General features: G+C 69.2%; 18 protein-coding genes, 1 pseudogene and 1 riboswitch. Of the genes and pseudogenes, 4 read left to right on the forward strand and 15 right to left on the reverse strand.

Annotated elements, in window-relative coordinates:
* Positions 1–21: 21 nt before the first annotated feature.
* Together FBY22_RS16125 and FBY22_RS16130 are read right to left on the reverse strand one after the other, a co-directional pair.
* Positions 22–1,413, reverse strand: a complete 1,392-nt coding sequence (locus FBY22_RS16125) for an NAD(P)/FAD-dependent oxidoreductase (protein ID WP_142146221.1) — start codon at positions 1,411–1,413, stop codon at positions 22–24.
* Positions 1,414–1,681: 268 nt separating this feature from the next.
* Complete coding sequence (locus FBY22_RS16130) at positions 1,682–2,518, reverse strand: alpha/beta fold hydrolase (RefSeq protein ID WP_142146223.1); 837 nt, start codon at positions 2,516–2,518, stop codon at positions 1,682–1,684.
* A 509-nt stretch (positions 2,519–3,027) separates the two neighbouring features.
* Between FBY22_RS16130 and FBY22_RS16135 the strand changes: the two genes are divergently transcribed.
* Entirely contained in the window at positions 3,028–3,537 is a 510-nt protein-coding gene (locus tag FBY22_RS16135; protein ID WP_142146225.1) for a flavodoxin domain-containing protein, read from the forward strand.
* Positions 3,538–3,608: 71 nt separating this feature from the next.
* Here the strand turns inward: FBY22_RS16135 and FBY22_RS45745 are convergent, their stop codons facing one another.
* From FBY22_RS45745 to FBY22_RS16155, 6 genes and pseudogenes are all read right to left on the reverse strand, one after another.
* Positions 3,609–3,935 (reverse strand): hypothetical protein, encoded by a 327-nt coding sequence (locus FBY22_RS45745; RefSeq protein WP_313905402.1) that lies wholly within the window; start codon positions 3,933–3,935, stop codon positions 3,609–3,611.
* A 17-nt stretch (positions 3,936–3,952) separates the two neighbouring features.
* Positions 3,953–4,174: a hypothetical protein gene (locus FBY22_RS45750; protein WP_313905403.1), complete on the reverse strand. Its 222-nt coding sequence runs from the start codon at positions 4,172–4,174 to the stop codon at positions 3,953–3,955.
* Between the two features lie 124 nt (positions 4,175–4,298).
* Positions 4,299–4,442, reverse strand: a complete 144-nt coding sequence (locus FBY22_RS45755) for a hypothetical protein (RefSeq protein ID WP_313905404.1) — start codon at positions 4,440–4,442, stop codon at positions 4,299–4,301.
* Positions 4,432–6,253 (reverse strand): annotated as a pseudogene (locus FBY22_RS16145) (glycoside hydrolase family 15 protein). Before FBY22_RS16145 ends, FBY22_RS45755 begins: the two are co-directional and overlap by 11 nt.
* Positions 6,254–6,503: 250 nt before the next feature.
* Positions 6,504–6,932, reverse strand: coding sequence for a hypothetical protein (locus FBY22_RS16150; protein ID WP_142146227.1), 429 nt, complete (start codon positions 6,930–6,932; stop codon positions 6,504–6,506).
* Positions 6,933–7,004: 72 nt separating this feature from the next.
* Positions 7,005–7,853, reverse strand: coding sequence for an esterase family protein (locus FBY22_RS16155; RefSeq protein WP_142146229.1), 849 nt, complete (start codon positions 7,851–7,853; stop codon positions 7,005–7,007).
* Positions 7,854–8,196: 343 nt separating this feature from the next.
* Between FBY22_RS16155 and FBY22_RS16160 the strand changes: the two genes are divergently transcribed.
* Complete coding sequence (locus FBY22_RS16160; protein WP_142146231.1) at positions 8,197–10,464, forward strand: M4 family metallopeptidase; 2,268 nt, start codon at positions 8,197–8,199, stop codon at positions 10,462–10,464.
* 109 nt (positions 10,465–10,573) lie between these two features.
* Here FBY22_RS16160 and FBY22_RS16165 read toward each other — a convergent pair whose 3' ends face one another.
* The 3 genes from FBY22_RS16165 to FBY22_RS16175 form a co-directional block, all read right to left on the reverse strand.
* Positions 10,574–11,473, reverse strand: a complete 900-nt coding sequence (locus tag FBY22_RS16165) for a LysR family transcriptional regulator (protein ID WP_142146233.1) — start codon at positions 11,471–11,473, stop codon at positions 10,574–10,576.
* A 153-nt stretch (positions 11,474–11,626) separates the two neighbouring features.
* A complete protein-coding gene (locus tag FBY22_RS16170) occupies positions 11,627–12,487 on the reverse strand; it encodes an NAD-dependent epimerase/dehydratase family protein (RefSeq protein ID WP_142146234.1) in 861 nt (286 codons plus the stop codon).
* 155 nt (positions 12,488–12,642) lie between these two features.
* Positions 12,643–13,440 carry a thymidylate synthase gene (locus FBY22_RS16175; RefSeq protein ID WP_142146236.1) on the reverse strand — a complete coding sequence of 266 codons (798 nt, stop codon included), beginning with the start codon at positions 13,438–13,440 and terminating at the stop codon, positions 12,643–12,645.
* A 182-nt stretch (positions 13,441–13,622) separates the two neighbouring features.
* Between FBY22_RS16175 and FBY22_RS16180 the strand changes: the two genes are divergently transcribed.
* Complete coding sequence (locus FBY22_RS16180) at positions 13,623–14,213, forward strand: histidine phosphatase family protein (protein WP_142146238.1); 591 nt, start codon at positions 13,623–13,625, stop codon at positions 14,211–14,213.
* 66 nt (positions 14,214–14,279) lie between these two features.
* Here FBY22_RS16180 and FBY22_RS16185 read toward each other — a convergent pair whose 3' ends face one another.
* The gene (locus tag FBY22_RS16185; RefSeq protein WP_142146240.1) at positions 14,280–15,035 is read right to left on the reverse strand and encodes a CbtA family protein; all 756 of its coding nucleotides are present in this window, start codon (positions 15,033–15,035) and stop codon (positions 14,280–14,282) included.
* Between the two features lie 22 nt (positions 15,036–15,057).
* Positions 15,058–15,279: a CbtB-domain containing protein gene (locus tag FBY22_RS16190; RefSeq protein ID WP_142146242.1), complete on the reverse strand. Its 222-nt coding sequence runs from the start codon at positions 15,277–15,279 to the stop codon at positions 15,058–15,060.
* Positions 15,280–15,315: 36 nt separating this feature from the next.
* Positions 15,316–15,461, reverse strand: a riboswitch (cobalamin riboswitch).
* 420 nt (positions 15,462–15,881) lie between these two features.
* On the opposite strand from FBY22_RS16190, the gene FBY22_RS16195 reads away from it, so the two are divergent.
* A complete protein-coding gene (locus tag FBY22_RS16195) occupies positions 15,882–16,463 on the forward strand; it encodes a TMEM165/GDT1 family protein (protein WP_142146244.1) in 582 nt (193 codons plus the stop codon).
* 97 nt (positions 16,464–16,560) lie between these two features.
* Here FBY22_RS16195 and FBY22_RS16200 read toward each other — a convergent pair whose 3' ends face one another.
* Positions 16,561–16,917 carry an ArsC/Spx/MgsR family protein gene (locus FBY22_RS16200; RefSeq protein ID WP_142146246.1) on the reverse strand — a complete coding sequence of 119 codons (357 nt, stop codon included), beginning with the start codon at positions 16,915–16,917 and terminating at the stop codon, positions 16,561–16,563.
* A 34-nt stretch (positions 16,918–16,951) separates the two neighbouring features.
* Positions 16,952–17,596 carry a GTP cyclohydrolase I FolE gene (gene folE / locus FBY22_RS16205; RefSeq protein ID WP_260844869.1) on the reverse strand — a complete coding sequence of 215 codons (645 nt, stop codon included), beginning with the start codon at positions 17,594–17,596 and terminating at the stop codon, positions 16,952–16,954.

A 17,596-nucleotide genomic window follows, 5' to 3' on the forward strand; every position in this document is an offset into this window, starting at 1 on the left:
GCCGGCGCCACCGGGTGTGCCTCAGTCCTCCCACTTGGTGAAGAGCATGTTCAGCCCCTCGGCCATGGTCGGGTGGGCGATCAGTCCGTCCCGAAGTCGGGTGAAGGGCATCCCGGCCCACATGGCCGTCTGCACCACGCTGAGCACCTCCAAGGATTCGGGGCCCAGGAGCGCGACACCGAGGATCTCCTCGGTGTCGCGATCGACGACCGCCTTCCACAGGCCCCGGGTCTCACGCAGCGTGCGGGCCCGGGGGATGGCTTCCACCGGCAGCCTGGCGACCCGGATGTCACGGCCGGTGACGCGGGCCTGCTCCTCGGTGAGCCCCACCCGGGCGAGTTCCGGGTCGGTGAACAGGTTCCACGGGACCAGGCGCCCGGCGGTGCTGCGCGAACCGCCCGCGATGTTGGCCTTCACGATCCGGTAGTCGTCCAGCGAGACGTGGGTGAACTGCGGGCTGCCCGCCACGTCGCCCACCGCCCAGGTGTGCGGCGCGTCGGTGGCGAGGGTTTCGTCGACACGGATGAAACCGCGCTCGTCGGTCCGTACACCGGCGGCGTCCAGGCCCAGATCACGGGTGACGGGTTCACGGCCGACGGCCACGAGTACGTCGTCGGCGACGAGGGTCCGGCCGTCCTCCAGTACGAGGCGCACGGCCTGTTCCTCGTCGCGGAAGACCTCCTTGACGGATACACCCGCGAGCACGTCGACACCGTCCTGGCGCAGACAGTCGGTCAGCACTGCGGCGATGTCGGCGTCCTCGTGCGGCAGCAGGCGGGAGTTGTGGTCGAGTACCGTGACCCGGCTTCCGAAGGCTGCGAACATCTGCGCGAACTCCAGGCCGACATAACCGCCGCCGATCACTGCCAGCCGCTCCGGGATCCGCTCCAGGCTCAGGAGCGTGTCGCTGGTGAGCGGCTGGACGTCGGCCAGTCCCGGGAGTGAGGGGAGACGCGGCACCGTACCGGTGTTGATCACGACGTCCGTGCCGCGGACGATGCGGCGTCCACCGTCGTTCACATCGATTTCGACCGTGCGCTCGGCCACGAAGCGGGCCGTGCCGAGGACGAAGTCCATCCCGCTGTCCAAGAACTGGCGGTGGTTGAGCTCGACCATGTCCGCCACCACGCCCTCCTTGTGGGAGCGCAGCATCCGAAGGTCGACCTCGAGCTTGCCCAGGCTGAGCCCCAGTGACTGCGCGGCGGCGGCCCGGCGGGCCAGCCGGGCACTGGTGACCAGGGACTTGGTGGGTATGCAGGCCACGTTGATGCACGTGCCGCCGATCATGCCGCGCTCGACCATGACGACCCTGCGGCCGGCCCGCGCCACATCCATGGCCAGGGTCTTCCCCGCCTTCCCACCACCCACGACCAGCAGGTCGACATCCTCTACGACATCACCGGGATCGATCATGACTGTGCGCCCTCCTCGCAGCTGTGCCCCTGCGGCGACCGGGCCGTGCCACGTCGTGCGCGCGCCACGGCCGCCGTGCCCAGCATCTCCTCACGGCTCGGGCCGCGCATCCGACTGGAGGACGTCAGCCCCAAGGTCCTGGAGGGCAAGGGGTTTGTGGACCGGATCGTCTACCCGGCCGTCCACCCGGCGCAGCTGCGGCTGGTCCGCGCTCCCTGGAGCGGCACGCGCCTCACCTCTGCCGTGGCCGAGGTGAGGCGCGCTCGGGTTACTTGCCGAGGAAGGCGAGCAGCGCGCTGTTGACCTCTTCGGCGTGCGTCCAGAGCAGGCCGTGGGGGGCGCCGTCGACCTCGACGTAGTCGGCGTGGGGGAGGGCCTTGTGGAAGGGCCGCGCGGTGGAGTCGATGGGGAGGATGTTGTCGGCGGTCCCATGGAGGATGAGCGCCGGGACGTCGATCTTGGGGATGTCCCGGCGGAAGTCGGTGTACCAGGTCAGCGGGGCGGCTGCCGCGGCGTACGATCCGCCGCCCGCGGCGACGTTCCAGCTGTTGCGCACGGCCTCCTCGCTGATGCGGACGCCGAGGTTGTCGTCGAGGTTGTAGAAGTCCTTGTAGAAGGCGGTGTAGTAGGCGTACCGGTCCGCCTTGACGGTGTCGGAGATGCCCTTGAAGAACTCCTCGGGGGCGGCGCCCGTGGGGTTGTCGTCGGTCTTGAGCAGGTAGGGCTCCAAGGAGGCGAGGAAGGCGACCTTGGCGATGCGGGAGGTGCCGTACGTGCCGACGTAGCGGCCGACCTCGCCGGTCCCCATGGAGAAGCCGACGAGGACGGCGTCGTTGAGGTCCAGGGTCTCCAGGACGTGGTGAAGGTCGGCGGCGAAGGTGTCGTAGTCGTAGCCGGTGGTGACCTGGCTGGACCGGCCGAAGCCGCGGCGGTCGTAGGTGATGACGCGGTAGCCGGCGGCGAGCAGGGCCGCGCTCTGCTTCTCCCAGGAGTGGCCGTCCAGCGGGAAGCCGTGGATCAGCACGACCGGCTGTCCGCTGCCATGGTCCTCGTAGTACAGCTCGATGTCGGTGCTGTTCTCCTGGCCGACGGTGATGAACGGCATGGTGTTCCCCTCTCAGGGTGACGCGTTGTCTCCGGGCACGGTCGGCAGCGGGCCGACCCGTCTCGGAGCGGTCGGCGCGGCGCCGAGCGATTCCCTCAGCTTGCCTCCGATCGGCGAGCGGGGGATCTGTCCATTGACTTAATCGGTGGCGGTTCACGACCGTTCGGCGCGTGCTGTGCCTCCTCCGGCGGGCGTCATGCAGTGGCCCCCGTGAGGGCGTCCGCGAGCAGGGTGGCCGGCATGTCGTCGCACGTCCCTGCGCCCGACGGTGCAGGACGGGTTAGGCCACGCAGGTGGCGAGAGGGCGTGATACGTGAGTGCGGACACGGGTGATCCCTGGCGGTCGGTGACGGGGTGTGGGCCTGTGGAGGACTTCGTGGGGTCAAATGCTGTCGGGGACAGGGCCAACGGACCCTGTACGGCTCGGGCGACTTGGCGTTCGGTGGACTTGGCGGACGTTCGCCGCAGCACAGCCGAGAGGCGGTGCCGTCCGTCGTGGAGGGATCGCCATGACTGTTCTGGTGGCATACGCGACCGCTCACGGGTCCACTCGCGAGATCGCGCACCGTATCGCTTCAAGAATGCGGACGGAGGGTGTGGAGGTCGATGTGCGCGCCGTGGAGGCGGTCGCCGATATGAACGGTTATGACGCGTTCGTCGTCGGCAGTGCCGTGCACGACCAGAAGTGGCTGGCCGAGGCGCGGAGCTTCGTCCGCCAGGGCATCGCCGCACCCGGTTCCCGGCCGGTGTGGCTGTTCAGTGTGGGCATGCCGGGTGCGCTGCGCGGCCCCTGGAAGGGGCTGATGTACAAGGAGGTGCCGGTCATCGAGGCGGATCTCGCGGTACCGTTCTCCGCGCGCGGACATCGGCTGTTCTCCGGTGTCATCAGGCCCGAGCATCTGTCGCGCCGGGGCCGGTTGCTGTTCCGGCTGATGGGCTGCCGGTACGGCGACCACCGCGACTGGGACGAGATCGACGGCTGGGCCGAGCAGATCGCGGGGGCGCTCACGCCCCGCTGAGTCGGTGTGCGGCGGCAGGCGCCGGTTCGCCTCTGTGTCGGGCGGCGGACTCGCGGTGGTCCTGCAAGCCCTCACCAGGGAACCGAGGCCCTGGAGGATGGAACCGGGCTCAGGTGTGGACCTTGGGAGCAGCGGGACTGGAGGCTCTGGCGGTCGGGGGGCCGAGATTCTCGGGGCAGGAGCACGCCCGCGGCGAGGCCGCCGACGCCGATGACGGCCAGGCTGATCATCGCGGCGGCGTAAGCGCCCTTAGTGAGGCCGGCCGCAAGGATGGTGCCCGCGATCGCCGTGCCGAAGGACGAGCCGAGGTTCGACACGCTCCGGGACAGCCCTGAGATCTCTCCCCGTTGTTCCTCGGGGAAGCTCGACTGAACGACGTTGACCGACGGGGTCCGCATGACGCCCAGGCCGAGCCCTATGAGGAGCACCCAGGGACGAACGCCCAGGCGGTGGAGAAGCTCTCGGTCAGGATGATCAGGACCACCACGCCGGCGATGGAGACGACGAAGCCGGACGTGATGAGGGTTCTCCGGGGGAGGCGGCGGGCCGGGCGCTCGGAGGACAGGGACGACGCCAGCAGGCCCAAGGTGGCCGCCCTGAAGACGACGCCGGTCTGGATGGCGTCGTAGCCGCGCATGTAGACGGGTGGGATGAGCAGCGCGGTGCCGATGCCTTCGAGGATCGAGTTGCCGACGATCAGGACGCCGAGTCCCGGAGCGGCGGCGCTGGCAGGGCCCCTGTCGCGTAGACGCCCAGGCCGGTCAGGAAGACCGTTTGCGGCCGTAGCGGTCGGTGAGACTGCCGCCCGGGATCATCAGCGCGGCCATCACCAACAGGAAGATCGTGATGGCCACCTGGACTCCTTGGACGGTGGTGTCCAGGTCCTCGCTGATGTCATTGATCATCACGTTCATGTTGGAGCCCGCGAAGCTGCAGATGAACTGCGCCAGCGCGAGGGCGGCCAGCGCTCGTCTCGGACCTGCCGGCCGGCTCGTCCCGGCCGTCTGAGCCACCGGTGACGCCCCCGCCTGTGTCCTCGTTCGGCACCGTCAGTCCACGCGTTGCAGGATTCCCGTGGTTGCCGTGGCGCGGTCCGCTGTGCGCATTCTCCAGCTCTTCGTCGAGCGCCATGGCCGCGGTGACCAGGGCGAGGTGGGTGAATGCCTGTGGGAAGTTCCCGAGTTGCTCGCCCGAAGGGCCGATCTCCTCGGCGAACAGGCCGACATGGTTGGCATAGGTGAGCATCTTGTCGAAGGCATGGCGGGCCTGGTGGAGCCGGCCGCTGCGCGCGAGTGCCTCGACGTAGAAGAAGCTGCACAGGTTGAAAGTTCCTTCCGAGCCGCGCAGTCCGTCGGGGGATGCCGCCGGGTCGTAGCGGTAGACGAGACTGTTCGCTGACCAGTTCCTTGTCCATGGCGTCCAGCGTGCTCAACCAGTCGGGGTCGTGGGGCGAGAGGAAGCCCACGCGCGGCATCAGCAGGAGTGAGGCGTCCAGGACGTCGGTGTCGTAGTGCTGTACGAAGGCCTGGCGCTTGTCGTGCCAGCCGCGTTCGATGATTTGACGGAAGACTGTGTCGCGCGCGCCGGTCCAGCGGGCGATGTCGGCGGGGCGGGAGAATTCGGTGGCCGCGCGGATACCGCGGTCGAACGCAACCCAGGTCATCAGACGGCTGTAGGTGAAGTCCTGACGCCCGCCCCGGGTCTCCCAGATCCCCTCGTCGGGCTGGTCCCAGTGGGCGGCGAGCCAGTCCAGTACGTCGCTCAGTGCCTTCCATCCGCGAACCGCGCCGATGTCCCCGCCCACGATCAGCGCGTCGGACACCTCGCCGTAGATGTCGAGCTGGAGTTGGTCGGCGGCCGCGTTGCCCGCACGCACCGGCCGGGATCCTCGATAGCCCTCGAGGTGGTCGAGGGTGTCCTCGGTCAGGTGGGGGTCGCCGTCGACCCGGTACATGATCTGGAGGGGGTCCGCCGAGGGCGTGGCTTTGGCTTCGATGCGGTCGCGCAGCCAGCGAGGGAAGGCCTGCGCCTCGTCGTAGAAACCCAGGTCGATGAGTACTCTGACCGACAGCGATGCGTCCCGGATCCATGTGTATCGGTAGTCCCAGTTGCGCTCGCCGCCGATCTGCTCGGGCAGACCCATGGTCGCGGCGGCGATGGGCGCTCCGGTGGGGGCGTACGTGAGCAGCTTCAGGGTGATCGCCGACCGGTTCACGATGTCCTGCCAGCGGCCCCGGTAGGTGCACGAGCGGAGCCACGACAGCCAGAACGTGCGGCAGGTCTCCAGGGCGTCGGCGCACCCTTCCAGCGACGGGCGGGGTGGGGCGGGATCCTGGCTGGGCGTGCTGGTCAGCACCACTGCCGCCGCTTGGCCGGCGGAGGACGGCAACGACATCAGTGCCCGCTTCACCCTCCTTATCAGCTGGTGGACGCCGGTCGGGGCCGAGGAGTCGTTGGGCATCATGAAGTCGGCCACCTCACCGACCCCGCCCGGTGCCATGAACCGGGTGACCAGGACGGCTGTGTCCGACAGATAGAGCTGCCGGACGGTCATGGTGTCGCCGTCGGGGAACTCCACGGCCAGGCGGCAGTGGCCGCCGCGTTCATCGTCCAGGAGTGAGGCGAAGACACTGGGCGAGTCGAAGCGCGGCGTGCACCACCAGTCGACGGTTCCGTCGGACGACACAAGGGCAGCGGTCTGGAGATCGCCGACCATGCCGTGCTCCGCGATGGGCGGGTACCGGTTCGCGTGATCCCCCTCCGAGGTCAGGGACGCCGCGACGACACGGCGGGGAGCCGTCACGGACCTGTGCGTGCAAAGCCTTCGTCAGGCCCGTGACCGTCGCTTCACCCACTGCGGGTGAAACCCCACGCCCAAGTGCCGAAGGCGGACCAGATTCTGTGGTGAGCCAGGGTGCACAGGTGTCCCACCCGACGAGGAGTGCGGCGAACGGACGAGGAGGCACTCACCGGTTTCGTCTTCGGTTGATGAGGAGCGAGGCGCAGCACACCACTGAGCAGGCCAGTCCCGCGTACATCAGGGGCGCAGTCCAGAACCACACCGCTTCGGTGCTGTGGCCGCTGGTCCAGTGGCAGGTGAGGGACGGAGGGAAACTTTCCACGCTCACCGATGTCAGCCCGTAGTCCCGCCCGGCGTCCATGTACACGCCGGCACCGGTCTTGTCCGCGCACACATCGAGCGGATTCGTGAAGGCCATCCCGTAGACGGTTCCTGCCCCGTAGGCGGCGATCGCTGCCGCGCCGCCCAGCACTGCCCAGCGAACCGGCCGTGAGGGCTTCCTCCTGGTCACCCACAACGCGTAGGGGAATGTCCCAACGGCGAGGAGGAGGACGGTGATCGCGGGCGGACCGAACACTGCGAACAGAGACACCATGCGGTCAGAGGTTACGTGGACGCGGCAAGCGCAAGGCGGGTGAAGGGGACAGGTCGAACCAGCGGGAACCGCTCACCGCGTGTCGGTCCGCCACAGCCAGCGCAGAGCGTCCGGCAGCAGGACGCCGCCGTGGTTGGGGCTGTGTCCGCCGTCTCCCAGGACAAGGCGGAAGTCGTACCCCGCTTCGGCGAGAGCGGCGGCCACGCGCAGGTTTTCGGCGAGCCAGTTTTGCTGCGGCTCGTTCCAGCGCAGATCGCGGTGGCCGCTTTGCAGCAAGATGCGCAGCGGCTTGCGGGGAACGCGGGGGATGAGGTCCGGGTAGGGATTGCCGTCCGGCATCTGCGCGAAGCTGGACAGGTATCCGATGACGCGACGGAACCTGTCCGGCCGCAGCCACGCGGCGGTGAAGGCGCAGTTGCCGCCGCTGCTCCCGCCGCAGATGCCCCACCGTTCGGGCGACCGGGCGATGGCATGGCGTTGCGCGACCTGCGGGATGATCTCGGTGAGGAGGAAGGTGACGTACCGGTCGTCGAAGGCGTCGTACTCGGTGTTGCGGTTCTTCGGGTTCTCCGCGCCGGGGAAGACGCCGGGATCGACGAACACGCCGATGGTGACGGGGATGTCGCCGCGGTGAACGAGGTTGTCCAGGACGATCGCGCCGCGTACCTCACCCGCGGGGTCCAGATACCACCATCCGTCCTGGAACACCATCAAGGATGCCGGTTCGGTCGGGTCGTACTGTGCCGGCACATGGACCCAGAACTTACGGAAGGTTCCCGGGTAGACCTTGCTGTCCCTCCACTCGAACGCGACCGTCTCGCCGGCGGGCACGCCGGGCTGCAGAGCGGAATCGGGTCCGTGGGCGTAGCGCACGTCCGACTGGTCGAGTGGAAGTGGCTGGTAGGGCATCTCGATGGTCACGGGGGCAACCGTAGGGCCATCAACACCCTTGCCCGCAAGGGACGTTGACCACTCGCAGTAGGTGTCCGGCTGCGGCCGAAAAGCGGTGGCAGGCGGTCCGATTTGCCTGATCTTCCTGACCAATTCAAGCCGTTGAGTTGCCCCAGGCATGACAGTGCAGGTCGTCGGGTGTCACTCTTCTCCGGAAGTTCACCATTCCTTGCCAGATTCCTCACGCGGCGCAGCCGTGGCACCCCCCCACCTCCTTCCACCCGCATGCCGTGCAGCCCTCGGACCGGCGCACCCTGCCGGCCCGTGCCGTCCGCGGCCCCCACAACGGACCGTCGTACTGAAGGAGTTCTCGTTGTCCCTGCGACACCGCACCTCCCCGCGGCGCAGACGCGCCACCGCACTCGCTCTCGCGTCCATAGGATCCCTGCTCACCCTGGCCGTCACCGGTCACGCCGACGCCACCCCGGCAGCCCCGAGCCCCGCGAAGATCACCGCCAAGCCCCGCACCGGTGCACTGCCGGCCTCCCTGACACCCGCCCGCCGCGCCGCCCTGGTGAAGAGCGCGCAGTCCGCGGCCGCGGAGACAGCGCGGCACATCGGCCTCGGCGCCAAGGAGAAACTCCTCGTCAAGGACGTCGTCAGGGACGCCGACGGCGCCACGCACACGCGCTACGAGCGCACTTACGCCGGTCTGCCCGTGCTCGGCGGCGATCTCGTCGTCCACGACAAGAGCGGCCGCCTCGCCCTCACCAAGGCGCACCGGGCCGCCCTCTCACTGCCCTCGCTCCGTCCGAAGATCACCGCGGCGGGGGCCGCCGACCGGGCCGAGGCCGCCTCGAAGCGTGCCAAGGTCACCGGCTCCCGGATGGCGAAGAAGCCGCGCCTGGTGGTGTGGGCGGGCACCGGCAAGCCCGTCCTGGCCTGGGAGAGCGTCGTCGACGGCGTCCAACGGGACGGCACCCCAAGCGAGTTGCAGGTCGTCACCGACGCCGGATCGGGCAAGCAGCTGCTGGCCGCGCAGAAGGTGGAGACCGGTACGGGCACCGGCCAGTACGTCGGCACGGTTCCGCTCGGCACCACCCCCTCGGGATCGACGTACCAGCTCGTCGACCCCGACCGTGCCGGACACAAGACGTACGACCTCAACCAGGGCACGTCCGGGACCGGCACGCTGTTCACCGATGACAACGATGCCTGGGGCGACGGCCAGCCGTCGAACCGGCAGACCGCCGGCGTCGACGTGGCCTTCGGCGCCGCGGCCACCTGGGACTACTACAAGGACATGTACGGCCGCAACGGCATCCGCAACGACGGCGTCGCCGCCTACAGCCGTGCCCACTACGGCAACAACTACGTCAACGCCTTCTGGCAGGACTCCTGCTTCTGCATGACCTACGGCGACGGCTCCGGCAACTCCCACCCCCTGACCGCGCTGGACGTGGCGGCCCACGAGATGAGCCACGGTGTCACCGCCGCCACCGCGGGGCTGAACTACTCGGGCGAGTCCGGTGGTCTGAACGAGGCGACCTCCGACATCTTCGCCGCCGCCGTGGAGTTCCACGAGAACCTCCCGGCCGACCCCGGCGACTACCTCGTCGGCGAGAAGATCGACATCAACGGTGACGGCACACCGCTGCGTTACATGGACAAGCCCTCCAAGGACGGTGCCTCCCGCGACAGTTGGAGCTCCACCCTGGGCGGGATCGACGTCCACTACTCCTCGGGCCCCGCGAACCACTTCTTCTACCTGCTCTCCGAGGGCAGCGGCGCCAAGACCGTCAACGGCGTGTCCTACGACAGCCCGACGTACGACGGCCAATCCGTCACCGGCATCGGCATCCAGAACGCCGCCGCCATCTGGTACCGCGCCCTGACCACCTACATGACCTCGACGACCGACTACGCGGGCGCCCGCACCGCCACCCTGTCCGCCGCCGCCGACCTCTTCGGCGCATACAGCCCGACCTACCTCGCCGTCGCCGATGCCTGGGCGGCGATCAACGTCGGCAACCGCATCGCCCTCGGCGTCAACCTCGCCCTGATCGGCGACCAGATCAGCGGCATCGGCCAGGCGGTGAGCCTCCAACTGGACGCCTACACCACCAACACCGCAGCCTCCCTCACCTACGAGGCCACCGGGCTGCCCGACGGTCTGAGCATCAGCCCGAGCGGTCTGATCACCGGCACGCCGACCACCCTCGGCACGAGCGACGTCACGATCACGGTCACGGACAGCACCGGCGCCTCCACCTCGAAGACCTTCAGCTGGCGCATCGCCTACGTCTACGCCAACGCCAACCGCGTGGACATCCCGGACAACGGACCCGCCGTGGAGTCGCCGGTCACCATCACCGGCCGCGACGGCAACGCCTCCGCGACCACCTCGGTCTACGTCAACATCGTCCACACCTACCGCGGTGACCTCACCGTCGACCTGGTCGGACCGAACGGCACCGTCTACTCCCTGCTCAACCGCAGCGGCGGCTCCGCCGACAACGTCGACCAGACGTTCACGATCGACGCGTCCGCACAACCGCTCAACGGCAAGTGGACGTTGCGCGTTCAGGACAAGGCGTCCATCGACGTCGGCTACATCGCGCGCTGGCAGCTGACTCCCTGACCCACTCCCGCCGTACGCGGCTGCCCGGGCCCCGACCGGCCCGGGCAGCCGTCCGCCGGTCGGCCGCGCGCGGAAGGATCGTGTAAGCGGCCGGTGGGTCCCCGGCCATCTACTGCGGCGCCGGCCCGTGTGCTTCCGGATGAACATCGGCGAGGGAATCCGCCGCGGCCTCGGCGAAGTCGTGGATGAGTGGGGACCGGCGGCCGGCCACCCACGCCAGGGCCACCTCATTGGGGCCGATGCCGTCGACGCGCAGTGCGACCACGTCCGCCCGGGTGTAGAAGCCGGCGGTGGACAGCGGGAGCACACAGATCCCGGCACCGGCGGCCACCAGTTCGAGCTTCTCCTCGACCTGATGGATCACCGGAACCTCGGGTCGCCGATTGCCCCTCAGCTCCACAGCCACATGGCGCCACTCGGGAACGGCATTCGGGTCCTGCAGAAGGTGCTCGGAGGCAAGATCGGCGACGGTCACCGACTTCCGGTCCGCCAAGGGATGCCCGACAGGCAGGACGACGACCCGTGGCTCCCGGAAGAGTGGCCGCACCTCCAAGCCGTGCTCGTTGATGGGCAGCCGTACGATGCTGATGTCTGCCCGGCCGTCCTGCAGCACTTCCACCTGGTCGTCCCACGTGGTGCGCAACAGGCGCACGTTCACGTCCGGGTGCCGTGCGGCGAACGCGACCATGGCAGGGGTGACCGTGATGCCGGGCATGAAGCCGATGGTCAGCGTCTGGGTGTCGTGTGCCGCCGCCGTCACGCGCGTGAGCAGTGCCTGGGCCGAGGCGAGCAGGGGAACGGCGTCCTCCAGCAGCTGCTCTCCCGCTGCGGTGAGCACAGTGCCCCTGCGGTCACGGGTGAACACTTCCGCCCCGAGCTCGTCCTCCAGGCTGCGGATCTGTCGGGACAGCACGGGCTGCGCGATGTGCAGCCGCTCGGCCGCCCGCCCGAAGTGCAGCTCTTGCGCCACCGCCACGAAGTAACGGAGCTTCCGCAGGTCGAGATCCACCCGGAATCACCGCTTCCTCGCTACGCGCGCCGCCTTGGCGATAGGCGCTTTGCCGCGGCCGCCCAGGGGCACGCGGCCGCGGCAACCGATCACGAATCTACCCTTCCGGCTGTGGGAGCCCTCGCAGCCGGTGCGCGGCTTCGTCCGGGTGGATCACTTGCCGGCTGCGAGGACGGCCAGCGGGTCGGTGTGCGCTGGTGTCCACCCGAGTTCGGCCTCGGCACGCGCCGGAGTGAACTGCTGGTCCACGGCGAAGGCGTCCGCGATCGGGCCCATCTGCAGGCGGGCCTCCTCCAGGGTGACCGACGCGATCTTGCCGTCGAGGCCGACAGAGCGGGCGATGGCCAGCGCGCATTCCTTCGCGGTCGGGTTGACCCCGCCGACGCCCACGTACTCCGCTCCGGGCTTCGCGTCGAGCGCGGCGACGTACAACTCCGCGATGTCGTCGACGTGCACCAGCGCCCAGTGGTTCGCACCGTCGCCGATGCAGGGGACGGCGCCCGCTTCCTTGCCCGGGGTGGTGTAGAAGATGTCGATCAGACGGTTCTCGCCGCCGTACAACAGGCCGGGTCGCACCACGACGGGGCGACCGCCGTGACGCGCGCGCTCCAGGACGGCGTCTTCCACGGGTTTGCGCCAGGCGACCAGGGCCGGCGGGTTCCAGGCGGCGGTCTCGTCGGCGACGCCGTCGGTGTCTCCGTAGACCCAGGTCCCGCCGGTGTGCACGTACGTGCCGGTACCGATGCCGTCCTGCATGGCGGTGGCGGCTGCCAGGTCCTCGGCCCCGGTCTCGGCCTGCGCCAGGTGCACGACCGCCTCCGCTCGGGCGGCCGCGGCGTTGAGTACGCCGAGATCGCCCAGGCCGCCGATCAGCGGTGCCGCTCCGAGGGAGCCGACCGTCCCGGCCGCGCGGTCGCTGCGGGCCAGCGCCTCCACGGTGTGGCCGTGCCGGACCAGAGCGCTGATCGTCGCCCTGCCGATGTATCCGGATCCACCGGTGAGGAAAACCCTCATGATCTTGAGTCCAATCTCCGTCGGTCGATGACTGGTTCAAAGCCTGCGCTCGGAGACCGGAATGCGTCCAAGACCTCTTTCGTCACCTGTGATACCCGAAGGGCATCAGCGTGCAGATGCGGTCGGACAGGTCCGGGAGAGTGTGCCGCCGTCGGTCACACCGCGACCGGGGCCTTGATGGCCGGGTGATGCTGGTAGCCGAGTATTTCCACATCGCCGTAGGCGTAGTCGAACAGTGACTCCGCTTGGCGCAGACTCAACTGGGGAAACTCGAACGGCGTGCGCGAGAGCTGCTCGGTCACCTGCTGGAGGTGATTGTCGTAGAGGTGGCAGTCGCCGCCGGTCCAGATGAAGTCGCCCGGTTCGAGGCCGACTTGCTGCGCCACCATGTGCGTGAGCAGGGCGTAGCTCGCGATGTTGAACGGGACGCCGAGGAACAGGTCCGCGCTGCGCTGGTACAGCTGACAGGAGAGCCTGCCGTCGGCGACGTAGAACTGGAAGAAGGCGTGACACGGCGCCAGCGCCATCTTGTCCAGCTCGGCGACGTTCCACGCGGAGACGAGCATCCGGCGGGAGTCGGGGTCGCGGCGCAGTGTGTCGAGGACGTTGCTGATCTGGTCGATGTGCCGGCCGTCCGGGGCGGGCCAAGAGCGCCACTGCGCGCCGTAGACCGGGCCGAGGTCACCGTTCGCGTCGGCCCATTCGTCCCAGATGGTGACGCCGTGCTCGCGCAGCCAGCCGACGTTCGAGTCGCCGCGCAGGAACCACAGCAGCTCGTACACGATGGACTTCAGGTGCACCTTCTTGGTGGTGATCAGCGGGAACCCCTGCGAGAGGTCGTAGCGCAGTTGGTGTCCGAAGACACTTCGGGTCCCGGTGCCCGTCCGGTCGGCCTTGGCCGTCCCGGACGTGAGCACCAGCCGCAACAGGTCTTCGTACTGGGTGTCCGCCACGGACGCCGATTCTACTGGCGGCGCGTTCGGTGGACGCCGCCGCGGTGACCGGCAGGGACCGCCGCGGCGCGCTCCGGACACGGTGAGGTGGGCTGTTGCACGGAACGATAGCCTTCAGACGCGCTCCGGCAGTGCCCGTCCGGTGGCGTCCCACTCATGTTCGAGACTCCAGGAGCGACCGCGTGACCAGCCGCGTCATCCTCATCTCGCCCGCGAGCAACCCGTCCCTGCGCCAGGCTCGCTTCGACGACGGCCGGACCCCGCTCGATGAGAGCGGTACTGCGCGGGCCGGGGCGGCGGCCTGGACGCCGCGTTCGCCCGCCCGTGTCCTCACTTCCCCCAGTCTGCGCTGCCGGGAGACGGCCGCCGCACTCGGACTGCGCGAGGGTGACCCTCGGGCGGAACTCGCGGGCCTGCACGTGGGCCGGTGGCAGGGCCGCACGCTCGACGAGGTCGGCTCGGCCGAGCCGGAGGCGGTGGCGCAGTGGCTCGCCGACCCGGCTTCGGCGCCTCACGGCGGGGAGTCGGTGCAGCAGCTGTGCTCGCGCATCGGACAGTGGCTGGACAGCGAGTACGTGGCGGACGACCGCACGATCGCCGTCGTGGAGCCCGATGTCGTGCGGGCCGTGGTGGTGCAGGTGTCGCAAGCGCCGCCGACGGTCTTCTGGCGCATCGACGTGGCGCCTCTCACGGCGACGGAGATCAGCGGCCGAGCGGGACGCTGGAACCTGCGTGTGGGGCGCCCTCTCGGCGGGCGGGACACCGACGGCTGAGGTGCCGGAAAACGCCAGAGGGCCCTCGGACGGTTCCGTGGACCCTCTCGCGTGTGGCGGCGCCTGTCAGTTGAGGCCGGCCGCCGGTTGGCGTGCCGTGGCAGCCGCGGCGGGCTTGGGATTCAGCAGCCGTTCGGCCAACTCGCCGAAGACCAGACCGAATCCGGTCCACAAAGCCATCTGGATGGCCAGCGCGGAGAGCCGGAAGCGCCACAGCACGGTGGCCGGGAACTCTCTCGGCACCTCATTGACGACGGGCAGGAACGCGTACGCGAGCCCGATCACCAGCACGAAGGCGGCCACCGCGACCACGGTCGCCCACCATGTGCCCAGGGACGGCGCCAGGCGCTTGCCCAAGATCGTGGCGGCGATCGTGAGGAGGACGCTGAGCACCATCATCAGGAAGTACAGGGTGGTCCGCTTGCCAATGGTGTCGGGGTGGCCGACGGACGGCGGGTTGGCCGGGTACTTCAGGAAGGGGACGACGTAGACGGTGAGCAGTGCGCAGCCGGACAGCAGCAGTGCCGTCGCGCGGGGGGTGAAGCGGCCGACGCGGCCGAGTGCGAAGGCGTAGGCGAGGGCGGCGATGCCGCCGAAGGCGACCCCGTAGATGAGGACGCCGGTGGCCAGGCCGGCGGTGGACTGCAGGGAGCGGGAGACCACTTCCATCTCGTGCCCGTGGGAGTGGCCCTCCTCGAAGGCGATCGCCTTGTCGACGTACGGCTCGCCGAGAAGGTAGGCCACGACCAGCGCGAGCACGCCGGCCGCGAGGCCGGCGAGCATGCCGCGCACGAGGAGGTTTCTTACCGTTGCGGAGTTCATGGAGCGCTCGGTGTCCCTTGCCTCAGTGGCAGGGGAAGCCGAGCAGGTGGCGGGCGTCGTGCACCCACTCGTGAACGTCCGTGCCGTTGAACACGGAGGTGGCGCCCTGCTCGGCGCCGACGAAGTACAGCAGGACCAGCATCAGGATGCCGAAGAAGACCGCCCAAGGAGCGATCGCGCCGATCGGCAGCTTGGCGGGAAGAGCGGGAGTGGTGGCAGTCGGCTGGGCGACATGCTGCGCCATGGCAGGGCCTCCTCTGGGAGTTCGCGTCCCATCTCGGTGGTGCACATGACGACGGCTACGGGTCTGACTCGCCGCCACCTCTTCGCGAGGCGCAGGCACACAGTGGCGCGACCGTTCCGGATTCCCACCGGCTTCCGTCTTGCCGTCGTCGATATCCCAGCGACCGTACCGCGTGTCGCGAACATGGCCAAGACCGCACCACCTGGAGTGATGCATCTCGCGGCGGAAGGGGGATGCGGCGATGGTGCAGTCGGTGCTCGCGTGGCGGCGCACCCCGGCCGTTGGTGAGGGAGACAGGGGGATTGAGCCCTCGTGTCGGAAGCCGCTGCCTGCGGACCGTCCGGCGGCCGTTACACTGGTCGGCAGCGAAGGGGAGTAGTCCCGCAACACCGGCAGGTCGACATACTGGATGTCCACGGATGTCCCGGCCTCCGGGCTCTCGCATCACATGGTGCGGGGGTGGACGAGACCTTCGGCCAAGGCAAGACCCGGCCCGCACGGCTGTGCGGGCCGCTCCGTCATGCCGGGCCGAGTGGTTCTTCCCGTCGCCCGCCTGGGTGCCTCACGAGCCCGTGGCCCGGCCCCGGCAGAAAGCACCAGTAATGACCTTCGACCCCGTGGCGCTCGTCACCGCGTTCGGACTGATCTTCCTCGCGGAGCTGCCCGACAAGACGATGTTCGCCTCGCTGGCCATGGGCACCCGCATGCGGCCGCTGTACGTGTGGTTCGGCACCTCCACGGCATTCGTCGTGCACGTGACCATCGCCGTGGGCGCCGGCAGCCTGCTCAGCCTGCTGCCCACCCTGGCCGTCAAACTCGTCTCCGCCGCCCTGTTCGCCTTCGGCGCCGTCGTCCTGCTGCGAGGGTCGGGCGACGATGAGGACGAGACCGCCGGGAAGACCGTCACCGGTTTCTGGCCCGTCTACACCACTGCCTTCATGGCCGTGTTCATCAGCGAATGGGGTGATCTGACGCAGATCACCACGGCCAACCTTGCCGCCACGAACGGCTGGCTGCCCACCGCGATCGGATCCGCCGCCGCCCTGATGTCTGTCTCCGCCCTGGCCCTGCTGGCCGGGCGGTTCATCGCCAAGAAGGTGCCGCTGAAGACCGTGCAGCGCTTCGGTGCCCTCTGCATGGCGGGCCTTGCCATCTGGACCCTCGTCGAGGCGGTCACCGGCTGAGCCGGTCGGCGGCTGGCGGTGGTGCTGGGTCGCTGAGGCCGCGCGTGCCGGCCCGGGGATCGTTCGCGGCAGACCCGGGCCGGCGGCGACGGCGCGTCTAGGGCAGGACGGACCGGACAGCGTCCGGTGTGCGGCCGATCACCGTGGTCCCGTCGTCCGCGGTGATGATCGGTCGCTGGATCAAGGACGGGTGGGTGGCCAGCGCGTTGATCCAGCGCGCGCGGGAGGCGGTTTCGCGGGGCCGTGCGGAAAGGCCGAGCTCGGCCGCTTCGGGTTCGTTGCTGCGGGTGATGTCCCATGGCTCCAGCCCGAGGCGCAGCAGTACCTCCTCGATCTCCTGCGCCGTGGGCGGTTCCTCAAGGTAGTGCCGCACGGTGTAGGAGGCGTCTTCCGCGTCCAGCATCGAGAGCGCGGAGACGCACTTGCTGCAGCCGGGGTTGATCCAGATTTCCATGTAGTGGGTCTTTCGGTACGCGGGGGAGCGGTTGTCAGCCGGGCAGGCCGGTCAGTGTGAGGAATTCGCTGCGCGAGCGGGCGTCGGTGCGCAGCAGGCCTAGCAGGGTGGAAGTCATGGTGGTGGTGCCGGTGGCCTGGACGCCGCGCAGGGTCATGCAGGTGTGCTCGGCCTCGATGACCACCCCGACGCCTTTGGGCTGCAGCTGGTTCTGCAGCCAGTCCGCCACCTGCTTGGTGAGGCGCTCCTGTACCTGTGGCCGACAGGCGAAGTGTTCCAGGATGCGGGCGAGTTTGGACAGTCCGAGGATCCGTCGGCCCGGCAGGTAGCCGATGTGGGCGGTGCCGACGAAGGGCAGCAGATGGTGCTCGCACACCGACCGCAGGGGAATGTTGCGGGCCAGGACGAGTTCGTCGTACCCCTCGTCGTTGGGGAAGGTCGTCAGGTCGAACGAGCGGGGCGAGAACAACTCGGCATAGGCGCGTGTCATACGGCCCGGAGTGCCGCGCAGGCTCTCGGAGTCGGTGCTGATGCCCAGAGCTCGCAGGAACTGCCCGGCGGCCTGCTCGGCGGCTGCCAGGTCGGTCTCCTGCTCGACGGGGGAGACCACATGCAGGGCAGGCACCTGCTGAGGTATCGGCTCGGACGAATGCGACAGGGCGGCGTGGTGCTGGGACAT

It is taken from the genome of Streptomyces sp. SLBN-31, assembly GCF_006715395.1.
GTDB lineage: Bacteria > Actinomycetota > Actinomycetes > Streptomycetales > Streptomycetaceae > Streptomyces.

Bases quoted from the DNA above. Each gene is read 5' to 3' on its own strand.
- FBY22_RS16125 (WP_142146221.1), bottom strand. From the start codon at position 1,413: ATGATCGATCCCGGTGATGTCGTAGAGGATGTCGACCTGCTGGTCGTG.
- FBY22_RS16130 (WP_142146223.1), bottom strand. From the start codon at position 2,518: ATGCCGTTCATCACCGTCGGCCAGGAGAACAGCACCGACATCGAGCTG.
- FBY22_RS16135 (WP_142146225.1), top strand. From the start codon at position 3,028: ATGACTGTTCTGGTGGCATACGCGACCGCTCACGGGTCCACTCGCGAG.
- FBY22_RS45745 (WP_313905402.1), bottom strand. From the start codon at position 3,935: ATGCGGACCCCGTCGGTCAACGTCGTTCAGTCGAGCTTCCCCGAGGAA.
- FBY22_RS45750 (WP_313905403.1), bottom strand. From the start codon at position 4,174: ATGCGCGGCTACGACGCCATCCAGACCGGCGTCGTCTTCAGGGCGGCC.
- FBY22_RS45755 (WP_313905404.1), bottom strand. From the start codon at position 4,442: ATGATCAATGACATCAGCGAGGACCTGGACACCACCGTCCAAGGAGTC.
- FBY22_RS16150 (WP_142146227.1), bottom strand. From the start codon at position 6,932: ATGGTGTCTCTGTTCGCAGTGTTCGGTCCGCCCGCGATCACCGTCCTC.
- FBY22_RS16170 (WP_142146234.1), bottom strand. From the start codon at position 12,487: ATGAGGGTTTTCCTCACCGGTGGATCCGGATACATCGGCAGGGCGACG.
- FBY22_RS16185 (WP_142146240.1), bottom strand. From the start codon at position 15,035: ATGAACTCCGCAACGGTAAGAAACCTCCTCGTGCGCGGCATGCTCGCC.
- FBY22_RS16190 (WP_142146242.1), bottom strand. From the start codon at position 15,279: ATGGCGCAGCATGTCGCCCAGCCGACTGCCACCACTCCCGCTCTTCCC.
- FBY22_RS16195 (WP_142146244.1), top strand. From the start codon at position 15,882: ATGACCTTCGACCCCGTGGCGCTCGTCACCGCGTTCGGACTGATCTTC.
- FBY22_RS16200 (WP_142146246.1), bottom strand. From the start codon at position 16,917: ATGGAAATCTGGATCAACCCCGGCTGCAGCAAGTGCGTCTCCGCGCTC.
- folE (WP_260844869.1), bottom strand. From the start codon at position 17,596: ATGTCCCAGCACCACGCCGCCCTGTCGCATTCGTCCGAGCCGATACCT.